This window comes from Sphingomonas crocodyli, from assembly GCF_004005865.1.
Lineage (GTDB): Bacteria > Pseudomonadota > Alphaproteobacteria > Sphingomonadales > Sphingomonadaceae > Rhizorhabdus > Rhizorhabdus crocodyli.
In genome coordinates, this window is the sequence record NZ_SACN01000004.1 from 229,525 (window position 1) to 243,440 (window position 13,916).

Annotated in this window: 16 protein-coding genes; 11 read left to right on the forward strand and 5 right to left on the reverse strand. The window is 64.0% G+C overall.

Translation table 11 applies throughout. The annotated features are described in order from the left end of the window. Positions 1-91 precede the first annotated feature (91 nt). The 6 genes from rpiB (at position 92) to EOD43_RS21115 (ending at position 5,288) form a co-directional block, all read left to right on the forward strand. Positions 92-550 carry a ribose 5-phosphate isomerase B gene (gene rpiB, locus EOD43_RS21090; protein WP_127746116.1) on the forward strand — a complete coding sequence of 153 codons (459 nt, stop codon included), beginning with the start codon at positions 92-94 and terminating at the stop codon, positions 548-550. Further along, positions 547-1,863: a serine hydroxymethyltransferase gene (glyA, locus tag EOD43_RS21095; RefSeq protein WP_127746118.1), complete on the forward strand. Its 1,317-nt coding sequence runs from the start codon at positions 547-549 to the stop codon at positions 1,861-1,863. Before rpiB ends, glyA begins: the two co-directional genes overlap by 4 nt. Continuing rightward, entirely contained in the window at positions 1,864-2,325 is a 462-nt protein-coding gene (gene nrdR, locus EOD43_RS21100) for a transcriptional regulator NrdR (RefSeq protein WP_127746120.1), read from the forward strand. After that, complete coding sequence (locus EOD43_RS21105; protein ID WP_127746122.1) at positions 2,322-3,044, forward strand: RNA methyltransferase; 723 nt, start codon at positions 2,322-2,324, stop codon at positions 3,042-3,044. The genes nrdR and EOD43_RS21105 overlap by 4 nt, the downstream gene beginning before the upstream one ends. A gap of 373 nt (positions 3,045-3,417) precedes the next feature. Then, complete coding sequence (locus EOD43_RS21110; protein ID WP_240653439.1) at positions 3,418-4,386, forward strand: PEPxxWA-CTERM sorting domain-containing protein; 969 nt, start codon at positions 3,418-3,420, stop codon at positions 4,384-4,386. Between the two features lie 86 nt (positions 4,387-4,472). Next, complete coding sequence (locus EOD43_RS21115; protein WP_127746126.1) at positions 4,473-5,288, forward strand: sterol desaturase family protein; 816 nt, start codon at positions 4,473-4,475, stop codon at positions 5,286-5,288. Here EOD43_RS21115 and EOD43_RS21120 read toward each other — a convergent pair. Then, positions 5,264-5,596, reverse strand: coding sequence for a chorismate mutase (locus EOD43_RS21120; RefSeq protein ID WP_127746128.1), 333 nt, complete (start codon positions 5,594-5,596; stop codon positions 5,264-5,266). The two genes, EOD43_RS21115 and EOD43_RS21120, sit on opposite strands and share 25 nt — an antisense overlap. A gap of 198 nt (positions 5,597-5,794) precedes the next feature. Here EOD43_RS21120 and rpsD point away from each other — a divergent pair, with 198 nt between their 5' ends. Continuing rightward, positions 5,795-6,409 (forward strand): 30S ribosomal protein S4, encoded by a 615-nt coding sequence (gene rpsD / locus EOD43_RS21125; RefSeq protein ID WP_127746130.1) that lies wholly within the window; start codon positions 5,795-5,797, stop codon positions 6,407-6,409. 223 nt (positions 6,410-6,632) lie between these two features. On the opposite strand, the gene EOD43_RS23925 is transcribed toward rpsD, so the two are convergent. The 3 genes from EOD43_RS23925 to EOD43_RS21140 form a co-directional block, all read right to left on the reverse strand. After that, on the reverse strand, positions 6,633-6,908 hold the full coding sequence (locus tag EOD43_RS23925) for an NUDIX hydrolase (RefSeq protein ID WP_206363616.1): 276 nt from the start codon (positions 6,906-6,908) through the stop codon (positions 6,633-6,635). Between the two features lies 1 nt (position 6,909). Further along, on the reverse strand, positions 6,910-7,548 hold the full coding sequence (locus EOD43_RS21135) for a helix-turn-helix domain-containing protein (RefSeq protein ID WP_127746132.1): 639 nt from the start codon (positions 7,546-7,548) through the stop codon (positions 6,910-6,912). 116 nt (positions 7,549-7,664) lie between these two features. After that, entirely contained in the window at positions 7,665-9,644 is a 1,980-nt protein-coding gene (locus EOD43_RS21140; protein WP_127746134.1) for an alpha/beta hydrolase family protein, read from the reverse strand. A gap of 118 nt (positions 9,645-9,762) precedes the next feature. Here EOD43_RS21140 and EOD43_RS21145 point away from each other — a divergent pair, with 118 nt between their 5' ends. The 3 genes from EOD43_RS21145 to EOD43_RS21155 are packed head-to-tail and all read left to right on the forward strand — an operon-like array spanning position 9,763 to position 11,934. Beyond that, the gene (locus tag EOD43_RS21145) at positions 9,763-10,749 is read left to right on the forward strand and encodes an agmatine deiminase family protein (protein ID WP_127746136.1); all 987 of its coding nucleotides are present in this window, start codon (positions 9,763-9,765) and stop codon (positions 10,747-10,749) included. Further along, on the forward strand, positions 10,746-11,609 hold the full coding sequence (gene aguB / locus EOD43_RS21150; RefSeq protein ID WP_127746138.1) for an N-carbamoylputrescine amidase: 864 nt from the start codon (positions 10,746-10,748) through the stop codon (positions 11,607-11,609). The genes EOD43_RS21145 and aguB overlap by 4 nt, the downstream gene beginning before the upstream one ends. Before the next feature lie 31 nt (positions 11,610-11,640). Further along, on the forward strand, positions 11,641-11,934 hold the full coding sequence (locus tag EOD43_RS21155) for a putative quinol monooxygenase (protein ID WP_127746140.1): 294 nt from the start codon (positions 11,641-11,643) through the stop codon (positions 11,932-11,934). 123 nt (positions 11,935-12,057) lie between these two features. Here EOD43_RS21155 and EOD43_RS21160 read toward each other — a convergent pair whose 3' ends face one another. Next, on the reverse strand, positions 12,058-13,377 hold the full coding sequence (locus EOD43_RS21160; protein WP_127746142.1) for a dicarboxylate/amino acid:cation symporter: 1,320 nt from the start codon (positions 13,375-13,377) through the stop codon (positions 12,058-12,060). Between the two features lie 84 nt (positions 13,378-13,461). Between EOD43_RS21160 and EOD43_RS21165 the strand changes: the two genes are divergently transcribed. Beyond that, entirely contained in the window at positions 13,462-13,884 is a 423-nt protein-coding gene (locus EOD43_RS21165; RefSeq protein ID WP_127746144.1) for a response regulator, read from the forward strand. Positions 13,885-13,916 lie beyond the last annotated feature (32 nt).

Below are 13,916 nucleotides of genomic sequence, written 5' to 3' on the forward strand. Positions count from 1 at the left end.
CTGAGCTTCCACTATAGAAAGCCAAAGACGGTGGCATCAACGCCCCCAACGCCCTAGAGGGGCCGCGAAACCGACTCAGCAGGACACCGTCATGGCCGACACAATCGCCATCGCATCCGATCATGCCGCCTTCGAATTGAAGGCGAGCCTTGTCGGCTGGCTGCGCGAGACGGGCCACGACGTGCTCGATCTGGGGCCGGACGATACGAGTTCGGTCGACTATCCCGATTATGGCTACAAGCTGGCCGAGGCGGTCGCCGACGGCCGCGCCATTAAGGGCATCGCCCTGTGCGGATCGGGCATCGGCATCTCGATCGCGGTCAACCGGCACCCGGCTGCACGCTGCGCGCTGGTGTCCGAAGTTCTTTCCGCCCGGCTGTCGCGCGAGCATAATGATGCGAACGTGATCGCGCTGGGCGCGCGCCTGATCGGCATCGAGCAGGCCAAGGCCTGCATCACCGCCTTCATCGAAACCCCGTTCGCGGGTGGCCGCCACGCCGGCCGTCGCGACAAGCTTTCCAACCCCAGCTTCGCAAAGGAGCCCGCATGAGCACGAACCCCACAGCCAATCTGTCCGAGGTCCAGCCTGATGGGTTCTTCACCCGAGGTCTGGCCGACGCGGATCCGGCCGTGTTCGGCGGCCTGCAACACGAAATCGCGCGCGAGAAGAAGCAGATCGAGCTGATCGCTTCGGAAAACATCGTCTCCAAGGCGGTGCTGGAAGCGCAAGGGTCGGTCTTCACGAACAAGTACGCCGAAGGCTATCCGGGCAAGCGTTACTATCAGGGCTGCCACCCGTCGGACGAGGTGGAGCAGCTGGCGATCGATCGCGCCAAGGCGCTGTTCGGCTGCGAGTTCGCGAACGTCCAGCCGCATTCGGGCGCGCAGGCGAACGGCGCCGTCATGCTGGCGCTCACCAAGCCCGGCGACACGATCATGGGCCTCAGCCTCGATGCGGGCGGCCACCTGACCCACGGCGCGAAGGCGGCGATGTCGGGCAAGTGGTTCAACGCGATCCAATATGGCGTGCGCGAGGACGATCACCGCATCGACTTCGATCAGGTCGAACGGCTTGCCAAGGAGCATCGCCCCAAGCTGATCATCACCGGCGGTTCGGCCTATCCGCGCCACATCGATTTCGCGCGCTTTCGTGCGATTGCCGATGAGGTCGGTGCGCTGTTCATGGTCGACATGGCGCACTTTGCGGGCCTCGTCGCCGGCGGTGTGCATCCGACCCCGTTCGGCCATGCGCATGTCGTGACCACCACGACCCACAAGACGCTGCGCGGCCCGCGTGGCGGCGCGGTGTTCACCAATGACGAGGCGATCGCGAAGAAGATCAATTCGGCGGTGTTCCCCGGCCTGCAGGGCGGCCCGCTGATGCATGTCGTGGCGGCCAAGGCGGTTGCGTTCGGCGAGGCGCTGCAGCCCGAGTTCAAGACCTATGCGGCGGCCGTGGTCGAAAATGCCAAGGTTCTGGCGGCGCGCCTCAAGGAGCGTGGCATGGATCTGGTTTCGGGCGGCACCGACACGCATCTGGCGCTCGTCGATCTCCGCCCGGTCGGCGTGACCGGGAAGGATGCGGATGAGGCGCTCGAGCGCGCCAGCATCACCTGCAACAAGAATGGCGTGCCCAACGATCCGCTGCCCCCGGTCAAGACCTCGGGCATCCGCGTCGGCAGCCCGGCGGGCACGACGCGCGGCTTCGGCCCCGCCGAATTCCGCGAGATCGCCGACATGATCGCCGATGTCGTCGAAGGCGTCGCCAAGAACGGCCCAGAGGGCAACGGCCAGACCGAGATGCACGTCAAGGCGCGCGTCGAGGCGCTGTGCGATCGCTTCCCGATCTACCCGGAGCTCTGATTGCGCTGCCCTTTCTGTAGCCACGAAGACAGCCAGGTTAAGGATAGCCGCCCTACCGACGACGGGGCGGCTATTCGCCGGCGCAGGCAGTGCGAGGGGTGCGGCGCGCGCTTCACCACCTTCGAGCGCATCCAGCTGCGTGAGCTGACCGTGGTGAAGAGCGAGAATAAGCGCGAGCCGTTCGAGCGCGCCAAGCTGGAGCGGTCGATCCAGATCGCCTGCCGCAAGCGCCCGATCGATCCGGTGCGGGTCGAGCGGCTCGTGACCGGCATCCAGCGCCAGATCGAAACGAGCGGCGAGAGTGAGATCAGCACCGCCGCGATCGGCCAACTTGTGATGGAAGGCCTCAAGGCGCTCGACAGCGTCGCCTATATCCGCTTCGCCAGCGTCTATAAGGATTTCCGCGAGGCAAAGGACTTCGAGGATTTCGCGGGCGCGGTGACCGAGGCGGGCAAGCAGTGAGCGCACCGCCTCCCGTCATCGTCCTCGTCCGCCCGCAACTGGGCGAGAATATCGGCAAGGCCGCGCGCGCGATGCTCAATTTCGGGCTGACCGAGATGCGGCTCGTCTCCCCGCGCGACGGCTGGCCGAACCCCGATGCGGGGCCGGCCGCGTCCGGCGCGGATCAGGTGCTGGAGGCAGCCAAAGTCTATGACAGCGTCGCCGAGGCGACCGCCGATTGCGCGCATGTCTATGCAACCACGGTGCGCAAGCGCGGCGTGACGAAGCCGGTCGTCGGGCCCGACGAGGCCGCGAAAGCGATCCACGCCGGACCGGGGCGCAGCGCGATCCTGTTCGGGCCCGAACGATCGGGGCTGGAGACCGACGACGTCGCGGTCGCGCGCACGATCCTGACCGTGCCGATCAATCCCGAGTTCGGGAGCCTCAACCTGGCGCAGGCGGTGATCCTGGTCGCCTATGAATGGTCGAAGGGGGTTTCGCTTGCCCAGCCGCCCGCGGTCGACCTTGATCCGCCGGCGTCGCAGGAGGAACTGGACGGGTTGATCGCGCATCTCGATCGCATGCTCGACGGCGCGGGCTATTTCTTCCCGCCCGATCGCATCCCCACGACGCGCCGGATGCTGCGCACGCTGCTGACCAAACCCGCCTGGGATGCGCAGGAGGTGCGCACTTTGCGCGGGGTGCTGAGCACGCTGGAGCGCCCCCGCACACGCGACTGATTCGGAACCGGTTCGAATCAGGGTGCAGAAGTGCCCAAATCAGAATGTGACGAATTGTTACATCGCGGATCTTCGCAAACGATTCACCGCGAAAGTTAAGCATGCTATTTTAACTATTCAGAAGTGATTGATCCGAAAAACGAAGAGAAACTGTAAAGATTTCCGACAGTCGAATAAAAATAGGCCTTATCTTTCGGGACTTGTGCGTTCGACTGGTCCAGTGCCCGATAATGGCCGAAAAATGGCGGCTGGCGGCGCGGAACCCGGCTTCCGATCAGCCTTTGGTTTTAGGCGCCGGGATTGCGCGTTGCGGCATTTTCGTTTATCCACAGCCCCGATATTATTTGTGCAGCTTAGGGTTCGGGGACTGATTATGACGGGTATCAAGCGGGCCATCATGGCCGCGATGGCTGCCTTCACGATCGCGGGATCGGCCCAGGCTGCGGAATGGGTCGTGAACGGCAACTTCACCGACCTGAGCCTGATCGCCGACGGCACGTGGGGCAATGCGGGCGACAGCGTCGCCGCCGGCAACTACCAGATCGGCGCGCTTTCGGATCGCGGCGCCGTCCTGGGCGGCACCGGCGGCGTGACGCCGACCGGCTGGGTCACATCGGGCTATAATTTCGTGTTCCAGGCCGGTCAGGCCGACAACGCCTCGATCGGCGCGCTGACCAACTTCAGCGGCGGCACCGGCCCCGGCGATCGTTTCAGCCTCAATGGCCCCAATCAGCCCATGAACGCCGTCAACAACGGCTTCGTCGGCGAAAGCCCGGCGGGCGGCGCCTTCCTGGTGATGGACAGCAACCTGGTCGATACGTCGGACATCGGCAACCTGACCCTGCCGATCAGCCAGACGATCAACGGCCTGACCGTCGGTAACATGTACAAGGTGTCCTTCTACTGGGCCGCGGCCCAGCAGTACGGCTTTACCGGCGAGACCTTCGAAGGCTTCCGCGTCGGCCTGGGCGACACGGTGATCCCGACCAATTCGGGCCCGAACGAGCAGTTCGACGACACCGAAGCGAATATCGAAAACCTGCCGGCCTGCTCCTTCTGTAAGGATACGGGTTTCGTGGTGAACCCGGACCAGGGCTTCACCGACTGGCGCAAGGTCGACTTCTACTTCACCGCCAGCAATTCGACCCAGGTGCTCAGCTTCCTGGCGACCGGCGGTCCGCAGGGTCAGCCGCCCTTCTCGCTGCTCGACGGCATTTCGATGACCGACGCGCCCGAGCCGACGACCTGGGCGATGATGCTGATCGGCTTCGGCGCGGTCGGCGGTGCGCTGCGCCGTCGCGGCGGCAAGCTGGCCACGACGCGCCCCGCGCTCGCCGCCTGAACGCTTCCGCCCATCGCAGGGCAATGACGGGGCGCGACGTGGTCGCGCCCTTTGTCTATAAGGCGGTGTGAAGGTCTGATCCGCTGATGTCGAACATCCAGCCGATATTTCGTGAAGTGCTCGCGCTGTGCGCGTGGCTGGTGATCCTGTCGGTCATCTTCGTTCCGCTCGAGCGGCTGTTCGCGCTGCGCCCCAACAAGATCTGGCGCCCGGCCATCCTGCAGGATCTGGGCTATTACTTCTTCAACGGCATCGCCGCCGCTTTGGTGCTGGCCATCCCGATCAGCTGGGCGATCGCCGGATCGCACGAGATCATGCCCGATGCCTATCTGCGCTGGATCGGCAGCCTGCCGATGTGGGCGACGATCCTCGCAACCTTCCTGGTGGGCGAGGTCGGCTTTTACTGGGGCCATCGGCTGAGCCACGAATGGGGGCCGCTCTGGTATTTCCACGCGGTCCATCACGAGCCGACGCATCTCGATTTCCTGGTCAACACGCGCGCATCGCCGGTCGACATTATCTTCACCCGGCTGTGCGGGCTGGTGCCGGTCTATCTGCTGGGGCTGGGCAACCCGAACACGTCGAGCGGGCAGATCGCGCCGTTGCTGCTGCTGATCGGCGGCAAGATCTGGAGCTTCTTCATCCACGCCAATCTGCGCTGGCGGCTCGGCTGGTTCGAGAAGGTGCTGTCGTCACCGCGCTTTCACCACTGGCATCACGCGCGGCTGGGGCCGATCAACCGCAATTATGCGCCGATGGTGCCCTTCGTCGACAAGCTGTTCGGCACCTACCACCTGCCCGACAATGGCAGCTGGCCCGAACGCTATGGCATCCGGACGCGTGAGGAAGACGCGCCCGTGCCGGAGGTGAAGGCCGATCAGCCCTCGCGCGTGGCGTCGTAAACCGCGAATTCGTGCGCGATCGATCCTTCGACGAGCATGTCGTAGAGTTGATAGGCGAGCTTGGGCGGGAAGCCGCGATCGTCGGCCACCTTCACCGCATGCGCGATCACCGCGGCCTTGCGCACCTCATCGCGCACCGCGCCGCGATCGGGCTTAATCCGCGCCGCCGCCTCGATATAGCGCATCCGCTCCCCCAGCAGGCTGACGATCAGCGTGTCGAGCGAATCGATCGCGGCGCGCACCTCGCTCATCTGGGTGCAATCGGCGGCGGGGACGATCTCGGGCTTTGCGGGGGTTTCTTCGGTCATGGCGCGGGGCTTAGCGGAACCCTTCGCGCTTGACTATCCGGCGCTTCATCGTCATAGGCGCCGCTTCGCAATCGGCCCCGTACCCCAGTGAAGCGGTGGCCCTGCCGATCCCACAAGGTCCAAGCAGCGCGGAATACTGGGAAGAACCCCGGCGTCATCAGGCGTCGGGCCACGTAGTAGCGATTGAAGGAAAGACATATGTCGAAGCGCAACAGCGCCAAGTACAAGCTCGACCGCCGGATGGGCGAAAACATCTGGGGTCGCCCGAAGAGCCCGGTCAACAAGCGTGAGTACGGCCCCGGCCAGCATGGTCAGCGCCGCAAGGGCAAGATGTCCGACTTCGGCCTGCAGCTCCGCGCCAAGCAGAAGCTCAAGGGCTACTATGGCGACGTGACCGAGAAGCAGTTCAAGAAGAGCTACGTCGAAGCATCGCGCATGAAGGGCGATACCTCGCAGAACCTGATCGGCCTGCTCGAGCGCCGCCTGGACGCGATCGTTTACCGCGCGAAGTTCGCGCCGACGATCTTCGCCGCGCGCCAGCTGGTCAGCCACGGCCACATCCGCGTCAACGGCGTGAAGTGCAACATCGCGTCGCGCCTCGTGAAGCCGGGCGATGAAATCTCGCTGGGTTCGAAGGCGCAGGAAATGGCGCTGGTGATCGAAGCACAGGGCCTGTCGGAGCGCGACATCCCCGAATATATCGCTGCCGACGGCGCCGCTAAGGTTTCGTTCGTCCGCGTCCCGACCCTGGATGAGGTTCCCTATCCGGTGAAGATGGAACCGAACCTGGTCGTCGAATTCTATTCGCGCTGATCCGGCCTCGGCCTGATATCGGCGAACAAGGGGGCGGTCCTTCGGGGCCGCCCCTTTTGTTTTCAGGCTTTCAGATTGCGGAACAGCGGCAGGATATGGTCGCGCGTCAGCGGCGCGAGCGGCATTCTTTCCGCCACATCCCCCTCGACCCAGAGAGCCTCTTCGATCTCGGCCAGAACCGCGGGGATGTGACCCGCTATGCGGACGTGAAAGACTTCGGCCTTTACGAGATGCGCGGGCTAGGCGCAACGAAGCAGCCGAGATGCGATGCGTCGTCAGGATCGAGGATAAGCCCGATCTCCTCACGCACTTCGCGTATCACGGCCGCCAGTGATGGTTCGCCCGGCTCGATCTTGCCGCCAGCCTGCATGAACCATCGCGAACCGGCTTTGCGCACCAGCAGCAGGCGACCCGCGCCATCGTCGATCAGCGCGGCGGCAATATGAATGATCGGCCCGCCGTCTGCGTCGCAATGCTTCACATTGCGACGCCCGGCCATCTCAGCCCGCGTTGCGCGGATAGACGATGATGGAGAGATAGCGGCTCGACGGTGTGATCAGCGATTCCGGGCCGTGCAACGCCGAGGAATCGAACAACAACGTGTCGCCTTCGGTCAGCGTGTAGCTTTCCGCGCCGTGGCGGTAGCTGACCGATCCTTCGAGCATGTAGATCATCTCGACCCCGCCATGCCGGAAACCGGTATGCGGATGCGCATTTTCGCTGAGCGAGATGAGATAGGGTTCGACCACGACATCGCCGTTCAGCACATGGCCGAGCAGTTGATAAGCGTGGCCCGATTTGCTGCCGCGCCGTTCGATCGACACGCCCTTTTCGGCGGGTACATAGGAGCAGTCCTGCCGCTCCTCGAACGAGGCGAACAACGAGGACAGCGGCACGTTCAGCGCCCCCGCGATCGACTGCAAGGTCGATAGCGAGGCGGAAATGCCGCCATTCTCGATCTTCGACAACATGCCGGTCGAGATACTCGACGCCGCAGCCAGATCGGACACCGACAGATCATTCTGCCGACGCAACTGACGAATCTGCAACCCGAGCGCACGTTCGAGCGTGCGTTCCGGCTGTTGCGGCGCGTTTGAGAGGGAGCGTGTTTCGCCCTCCTCCAGACGTTCCTTGGTCATATGGCCCTCCTGCAGAGCGCGGATTGCGCTGCAGCACAGGGGCCGTCAGGTCAACGCATCTTTTGTTGCGTCAGGCACAGCCGTTTCGCCGGGCGAAACGCCTGGCGTGGAATCGCCTACATCCCCATCGCCTTGCGGATGAACTCGTCCGACTTGCGCAGCATCTGCTCACGCACGGCAGAGTCCTCCAGATAATGGTCGAGCTTGGGATAAGCGACGAACTCATGCGGGACGCCCGCCGATGCCAACCGCGAGTCCATCAGGCGGGATTCGCCAATACGGACGTTGCGATCCTTCTCGCCGTGGAACAGCAGGACCGGTGCCTTGATCCGATCGGCATGACGTGCGGGCGACCCTTCGGCAATATGCGGGCCGCTACCGATATAATCGGAAACGATGCGGAAGTTGGTCCAGTTGCGGCTTTCTTCCTTCAACTCGTTAAGGTCGGTCACGGGCGCGACCGCGACCACGGCCTTGAACAAGCCCGGTTCGGTGACGGCCGACTGAAGCGCGGCATAGCCGCCATAGGACCAGCCGAAGATCGCAACCTTGCCGGGATCGGCGATCCCCTGACCGATCAAATAACGGCCGGCATCGTTGACGTCGCCGATCGCGACCTTCCACGATTGGAAACCGTTCTTTTGAAACCAGGCGTCGCCATAGCCGCTCGATCCGCGAAACTGCGGCTGGATGACCGCATAACCGCGTGCGACGAAGAAGGCCGACAGCCAGTCGAAACCCCAATAGTCGCGTGACGACGGGCCGCCATGCGGCATGACGATGGCGGGCACCTTCTTGCCCTCCATGCCCACCGGGATCTGGAGATAAGCGGGGATCATCGTCCCATCCGCCGCCTTGTAGCTGATCGACTTCATCTCCGCGATCGCCCTGCCCGTGAGTTGCGGCCGGACATCGAGCACCTTGGCCAGCTGACGGCTGGGCCGATCGAACAGATAATAGGCACCCGGATCGGTATCGTTGCCGCCGAACAACAACAGCCGGCTCTCGTCCCGGCTGGCGTCGACTACGCTCAGCGATTTGCCCGGCACGGCCTTTTCCAGCGAAATGCGCAACTTCTCGATAGCCGGGTCGATATAATGAACGCTGGTCTTGTCGGTCGTATAGCTGACCCCGACGACTCGACGCTGCCGACCGACGTAGCGGAAACCGCCGACATCGACATCGGGATGGGCGTAGATCAGCGTCGCCTTGTCCGATCCGTCGAGCGGCATTTCGTAGGCGGCCCAGCGGCCGTCCTTCTTCATCATGCCATAAACGACATCGCGTTCCGCATCGACCGAATAGGGATTGAAGCCGGTGTCTTTGACGCTGTCGAACTGGCCGAAGGGGATCCAGTTACGCTGGCCCTTCATGCGGAAGAAATAGTTGATGATGCCGCTGGCCTGCCCGGTTTCGCCGCGAATATGCTGATAACCCGCGATGCGGACGACGCCTTTACCATCGCTTATATATTCGACCGCCCCGTCGCGGGCGGGTTCGACCCGCTGGCTCGACAGTGTGGACGTGTTGATCCGATCCACGCCCAGCCCTTCGGCCTTTTTCTCGATCAGCGATCCGATCTTGGCCTGCGGCACATAATTGCGCGTCATCAGCACCATGCCGTCTTCATCGGGCAGCCAATCGACGACATCGCCACCGCCCAGCGACTGATAGAGCGAGTTTGCGTTTTCACGGTTGCTGAGCATCTTCGGATTGCCGCCACCGACATCGACCGCGAAGGTACGCGTGAAGGGCAGGATTTCCAGATAGGCCTTATCGATCACGCCATAGACTGTGCATACGAGCCGCGTGTTCGATACCCAATTGCACCTCTGGAGCCGATCCGGATCGCCGCTGTCGGCCAGCGCGCGCTTGGCAGGTTCGGTCGAATCGAGATCGATGGTGTAAAGCGCAGACCCCGCGCCAACTGTGGGCACGATATAGGCGATCTTCCTGCCATCCGGCGACAGGCTGAGGTTCGATATCGCCTCACGCGCACCAAAGACCTTGGCCGCATCGAAATCGGCCGACTGCGCCAGCGCCGCACCCGACACGATGGCGAGCGCGGCAGCGCCCGCCGGGAAAATCGCGATCATGGAAGTGCCCGTAATATTCCCCGCACCCTTCATGGAAAAAGCGGCAGCGGGTGTGCAAGGACAATTCGCACCACTTCGCCCCCTTTCACCCGTCACATCGCATCGCTATTTGCGCGGCATGACAGACTATCGCCAGCCAGCCGAATGGGCGCCGCATGACAGCGTCTGGATCGGCTTTCCGAGCCATCCCGAACTTTGGGAAGACGACCTTGAGCCCGCGCGGGGCGAGGTGATCGCCTTCGCGCGCGCCGTCCATGCGGGCGGCAAGGGCGAGCGGGTCGTGCTGGTCACGGCCGATGAGGCCTCGGCCGATCGCGCGCGCGAACTGGCGGGCGATGCGGCGGACGTGATCGTCGAACCGTTCGGCGACATCTGGTTGCGCGACACCGCGCCGATCATCGTCACGGGCGCCGCCGGGCGCGCGGCGACCGATTTCGGCTTCAACTGGTGGGGCGGGAAATATGCACTGGAGGGCGACGAGAGCATCGGCGCCCGTCTGGCGGCGCGCACCGGCTGGCCCGTGCGCAAGGGCGACTGGGTGTTCGAAGGCGGCGCGATCGACGTCGACGGCACCGGCCTGGGCGTGACGACCGAGCAGTGCCTGCTCAACGTCAATCGCAACCCCAATATGGGCGTCGCGGATATCGAAAAGCGCCTGAAGGCCGATCTGGGCATCGATCGGCTACTGTGGCTGGGCGATGGCCTGGCCAACGACCATACCGACGGCCATGTCGACAATCTCGCGCGCTTCGTGGGCGAAGGGCGGATCGCGATCCCGACGCCGGCCGATGCCGACGATCCCAATGCCGCGATCTATGAGGATGCCGCCGGCCGCGCCGACGCTTTCGGGCTGGAGGTCGTATCGATCCCCTCGCCGGGCGAAGTCCTGCGCGACGGGGAAGTGATCCCGGCGAGCTACATGAACTTCTACATCGGCAATGCCACCGTCGTCGTGCCGCTCTACGGCGCGGAGAATGACGAGGCGGCGGTGGCGGCGATCGCGGCGATCTTCCCCGACCGCGACGTCGTCGGCTTCCGCGCCGACCACATATTAACCGGAGGCGGCAGCTTCCATTGCATCAGTCAGCAGGTGCCCGCAGCATGAGCAAGATCAAGGTAGCCGCGCTCCAACTCGCGCTGTCCGACGATATCGACGCGAACATTGCCGAGGTGAGCAAGCTCGTCCGTGAGGCGGCGGGCAAGGGCGCGCAGGTGATCCTGCCGCCCGAATTGTTCGAAGGCCATTATTTCTGCCGCGTCGAGGATGAAGGCCTGTTCGCGCGCGCCAAGCCGACCGCCGAGCATAAGGCGGTGCTGGCGATGCAGACGCTGGCGAGCGAGCTGAAGGTCCATATCCCCACCAGCTTCTTCGAAGCCGATGGCCCGCACCATTATAACAGCCTCGCGATGATCGATCCCGAAGGCAAGGTCGCGGGCGTCTATCGCAAGACGCACATTCCCGACGGGCCGGGTTATGAGGAGAAGTTCTACTTCCGCCCCGGCAATACCGGTTTCAAGGTGTGGCCGGCCGAGGGCACGACCGTGGGCGTCGGCATCTGCTGGGACCAATGGTATCCGGAGACGGCGCGCGCGATGATGCTGATGGGCGCCGAGGTTTTGTTCTACCCGACCGCGATCGGCAACGAGCCGCATGATCCCGATCTCGACACCAGCCGGCTGTGGCGGCGCGCGATGATCGGCCATGCGGTGTCGAACGTGGTGCCCGTCGTGGCCAGCAACCGGATCGGCACCGAGACCGGCCCCGACGGCGGCAGCGCGCATTTCTACGGCCACAGCTTCATCTGCGACGAGCGCGGCGACATGCTGGCCGAATTCGGCGCGACCGAGACGGGCGTTCTGGTGGCCGAACTCGACATCACGCTGGCCAAACGCCACCGCGCCGCCTTCGGCTTCTTCCGCGATCGCCGCCCCGAACTTTACGGGCGACTGACGCAGGACATCTGATAGGATCGCACCCGTAACAAGGGAGACTGCCATGACCGTTTCGCGCTTTTACGAGATGAACGCCAAGCCCGGCATGGCCGCCGAGATGGAAGCCTCGCTCTATGCGCTGGCCGATGCGGTGCGGAAGATCGACGGGTGCGAGGGCGTCGAGATGCTGCGCGACACCGGCAATGAAGGCCGTTTCCTGTTCAACGAGAAGTGGGCCTCGATCGAGCATCACAAGGGCGCGAGCGGCCAGCTGCCCAAGGACGTCTTCGGCCCGCTGATGGCCGCAATGGATGGCCCGCCGGTGGGCGCCTATTTCGATTATCTGAAGGTTATCTGAGCGTCCTTCGACGGACGGGCTTCGACTTCGCTCAGCCCTGCTCAGGATGAGGGGTGAAAAGCAAATCCGCTCATCCTGAGTAGCCGCTGAGCATGGCGAAGCGGCGTATCGAAGGACGCCCCGTCAATCGTATTGCGATCCGTCGAGCTCCAGCCCGCGGCGGCCGCCGTGGATCGTGTCGCTGGGGGCGTGGGGTGGTTCGATCTCGGGGGCTTCGATGACCTCGAGCGCGCCTTCCCACTTGGCCACGACCACGCTCGCCACCGCATTGCCGACGACGTTGGTGGCCGAACGGCCCATATCGAGGAAGTGATCGACCGCGAGGATCAGGAGGAGCCCCGCCTCCGGAATCTTGAAGAAGGCCAAGGTCGAGGCGATCACGACCAGGCTGGCACGCGGCACGCCCGCCACGCCCTTTGACGTGACCATCAGGATCAGCAGCATCGTCACCTGCTGCCCAAGGCTCAGATCGATGCCGTAGGACTGCGCGATGAAGACGGTCGCGAAGGTGCAATAGAGCATCGTCCCATCAAGGTTGAACGAATAGCCGAGCGGCAGGACGAAGCTGGCGATCCGGCGCGGCACGCCGAACCGATCGAGCGCCTCCAGCGTGCGCGGAAAAGCCGCCTCCGACGAGGCGGTGGTGAAGGCGAGCAGGATCGGTTCGCGGATGTAGCGCACCAGCAACTTCGCGCGCCCGCCCGCGACCAGGAAGCAGGCAAGCAGCAGCAGCCCCCACATGACCAGCATCGTCAGGTAGAAGCCGCCCATGAACTTGCCGAAGGTGATCAGGATGCCCGGCCCCTGTTCGGCCAGCGCCGACGTGACCGCCGCGAACACCGCGAAGGGGGCGAAGCGCATCACATAATCGGTGATCTGGAGCATCACCTGCGCCAGCGCCTCTACCCCGCGCAGCAGCGGCGCGGCCTTGTCGCCGATCGCCGTCATCGCGACACCGACGAAGATCGAGAAGATCACGATCTGCAGGATCTCGTTATTCGCCATCGCTTCGAAGAAGCTCTTGGGCACGAGATGGGTGATGAAGGTCTTGAGCGTGAAATCGGCCTGCGTGACGCCACTGGTCGCGCTCACATCGGGCAGCGGCAGGCCAAGGCCGACGCCGGGTTGCAGCAGGTTGACCATGATCAGGCCCAGCGTCAGCGACACCAGGCTGGCCGACAGGAACCACAGGATCGACCGCAGCCCGATCCGCCCCAGCGCCGATGTATCGCCCATATGTGCGATGCCGACCACGAGCGTCGCGAACACGAGCGGCGCGATGATCATCTTGATCAACCGCAGGAACAGCTCGGTGAGGATCGAAATATAGCCCGTGACGTTCTTGATCGTAGCGGGATCGGCAATCGTTTGATTGAGCGTGATGCCGACAGCGATGCCGAGGATCATCGCGAGGAGGATGAACATGGTGAGGCGCTTGGCCACGGGCGTCTCCGATTAGAAAGAACGAGTGGTCGGGCGAAATCTGCCCCCGGTCAAGGGCAGGTACGGGCCAAAAATGGAGAGTGGATGCTGTTCGGGCGACGCGAGCGCAAATATCGGCGGCTCCTCATCGTTGAGGACGAACCCCTCGTCGCGTTCGACACCGAACATTTCCTGTCCGAACATGGCTATGTCGTGATCGCGACGGTCGACAATGCCGACGATGCGCGCGATGCGATCGCAGGCGGCGGGATCGACCTGATCCTGTCCGATTTCACCCTGTCGCGCGCGTCTAACGGACGCGACGTCGCGCTGGCGGCGCAGGCGGCGGGCGTGCCGTTGCTGTTCGTCACCGCGCGCTGCCCCGCCGATGCGCCCGCCATCGCGATCGGATGCCTCGCCAAACCCTATAAGCAGCGCGACCTTGGCCTCGCGCTCGACGCGGTCGAGGCGAAGCTGGGCGGTGAAGGCGCGCCCAAGCGCGTGCCGAAGGGGCTGAGCCTCTACTGACCCCTTCCCTAGCGCCGATGTGGCGCTAAGGT

Bases quoted from the DNA above. Each gene is read 5' to 3' on its own strand.
- EOD43_RS21135 (WP_127746132.1), bottom strand. From the start codon at position 7,548: ATGACCAAGGAACGTCTGGAGGAGGGCGAAACACGCTCCCTCTCAAAC.
- EOD43_RS21120 (WP_127746128.1), bottom strand. From the start codon at position 5,596: ATGACCGAAGAAACCCCCGCAAAGCCCGAGATCGTCCCCGCCGCCGAT.
- EOD43_RS23925 (WP_206363616.1), bottom strand. From the start codon at position 6,908: ATGGCCGGGCGTCGCAATGTGAAGCATTGCGACGCAGACGGCGGGCCG.
- EOD43_RS21140 (WP_127746134.1), bottom strand. From the start codon at position 9,644: ATGATCGCGATTTTCCCGGCGGGCGCTGCCGCGCTCGCCATCGTGTCG.
- aguB (WP_127746138.1), top strand. From the start codon at position 10,746: ATGAGCAAGATCAAGGTAGCCGCGCTCCAACTCGCGCTGTCCGACGAT.
- EOD43_RS21115 (WP_127746126.1), top strand. From the start codon at position 4,473: ATGTCGAACATCCAGCCGATATTTCGTGAAGTGCTCGCGCTGTGCGCG.
- rpsD (WP_127746130.1), top strand. From the start codon at position 5,795: ATGTCGAAGCGCAACAGCGCCAAGTACAAGCTCGACCGCCGGATGGGC.
- glyA (WP_127746118.1), top strand. From the start codon at position 547: ATGAGCACGAACCCCACAGCCAATCTGTCCGAGGTCCAGCCTGATGGG.
- EOD43_RS21155 (WP_127746140.1), top strand. From the start codon at position 11,641: ATGACCGTTTCGCGCTTTTACGAGATGAACGCCAAGCCCGGCATGGCC.
- EOD43_RS21165 (WP_127746144.1), top strand. From the start codon at position 13,462: ATGCTGTTCGGGCGACGCGAGCGCAAATATCGGCGGCTCCTCATCGTT.
- EOD43_RS21145 (WP_127746136.1), top strand. From the start codon at position 9,763: ATGACAGACTATCGCCAGCCAGCCGAATGGGCGCCGCATGACAGCGTC.
- rpiB (WP_127746116.1), top strand. From the start codon at position 92: ATGGCCGACACAATCGCCATCGCATCCGATCATGCCGCCTTCGAATTG.
- EOD43_RS21110 (WP_240653439.1), top strand. From the start codon at position 3,418: ATGACGGGTATCAAGCGGGCCATCATGGCCGCGATGGCTGCCTTCACG.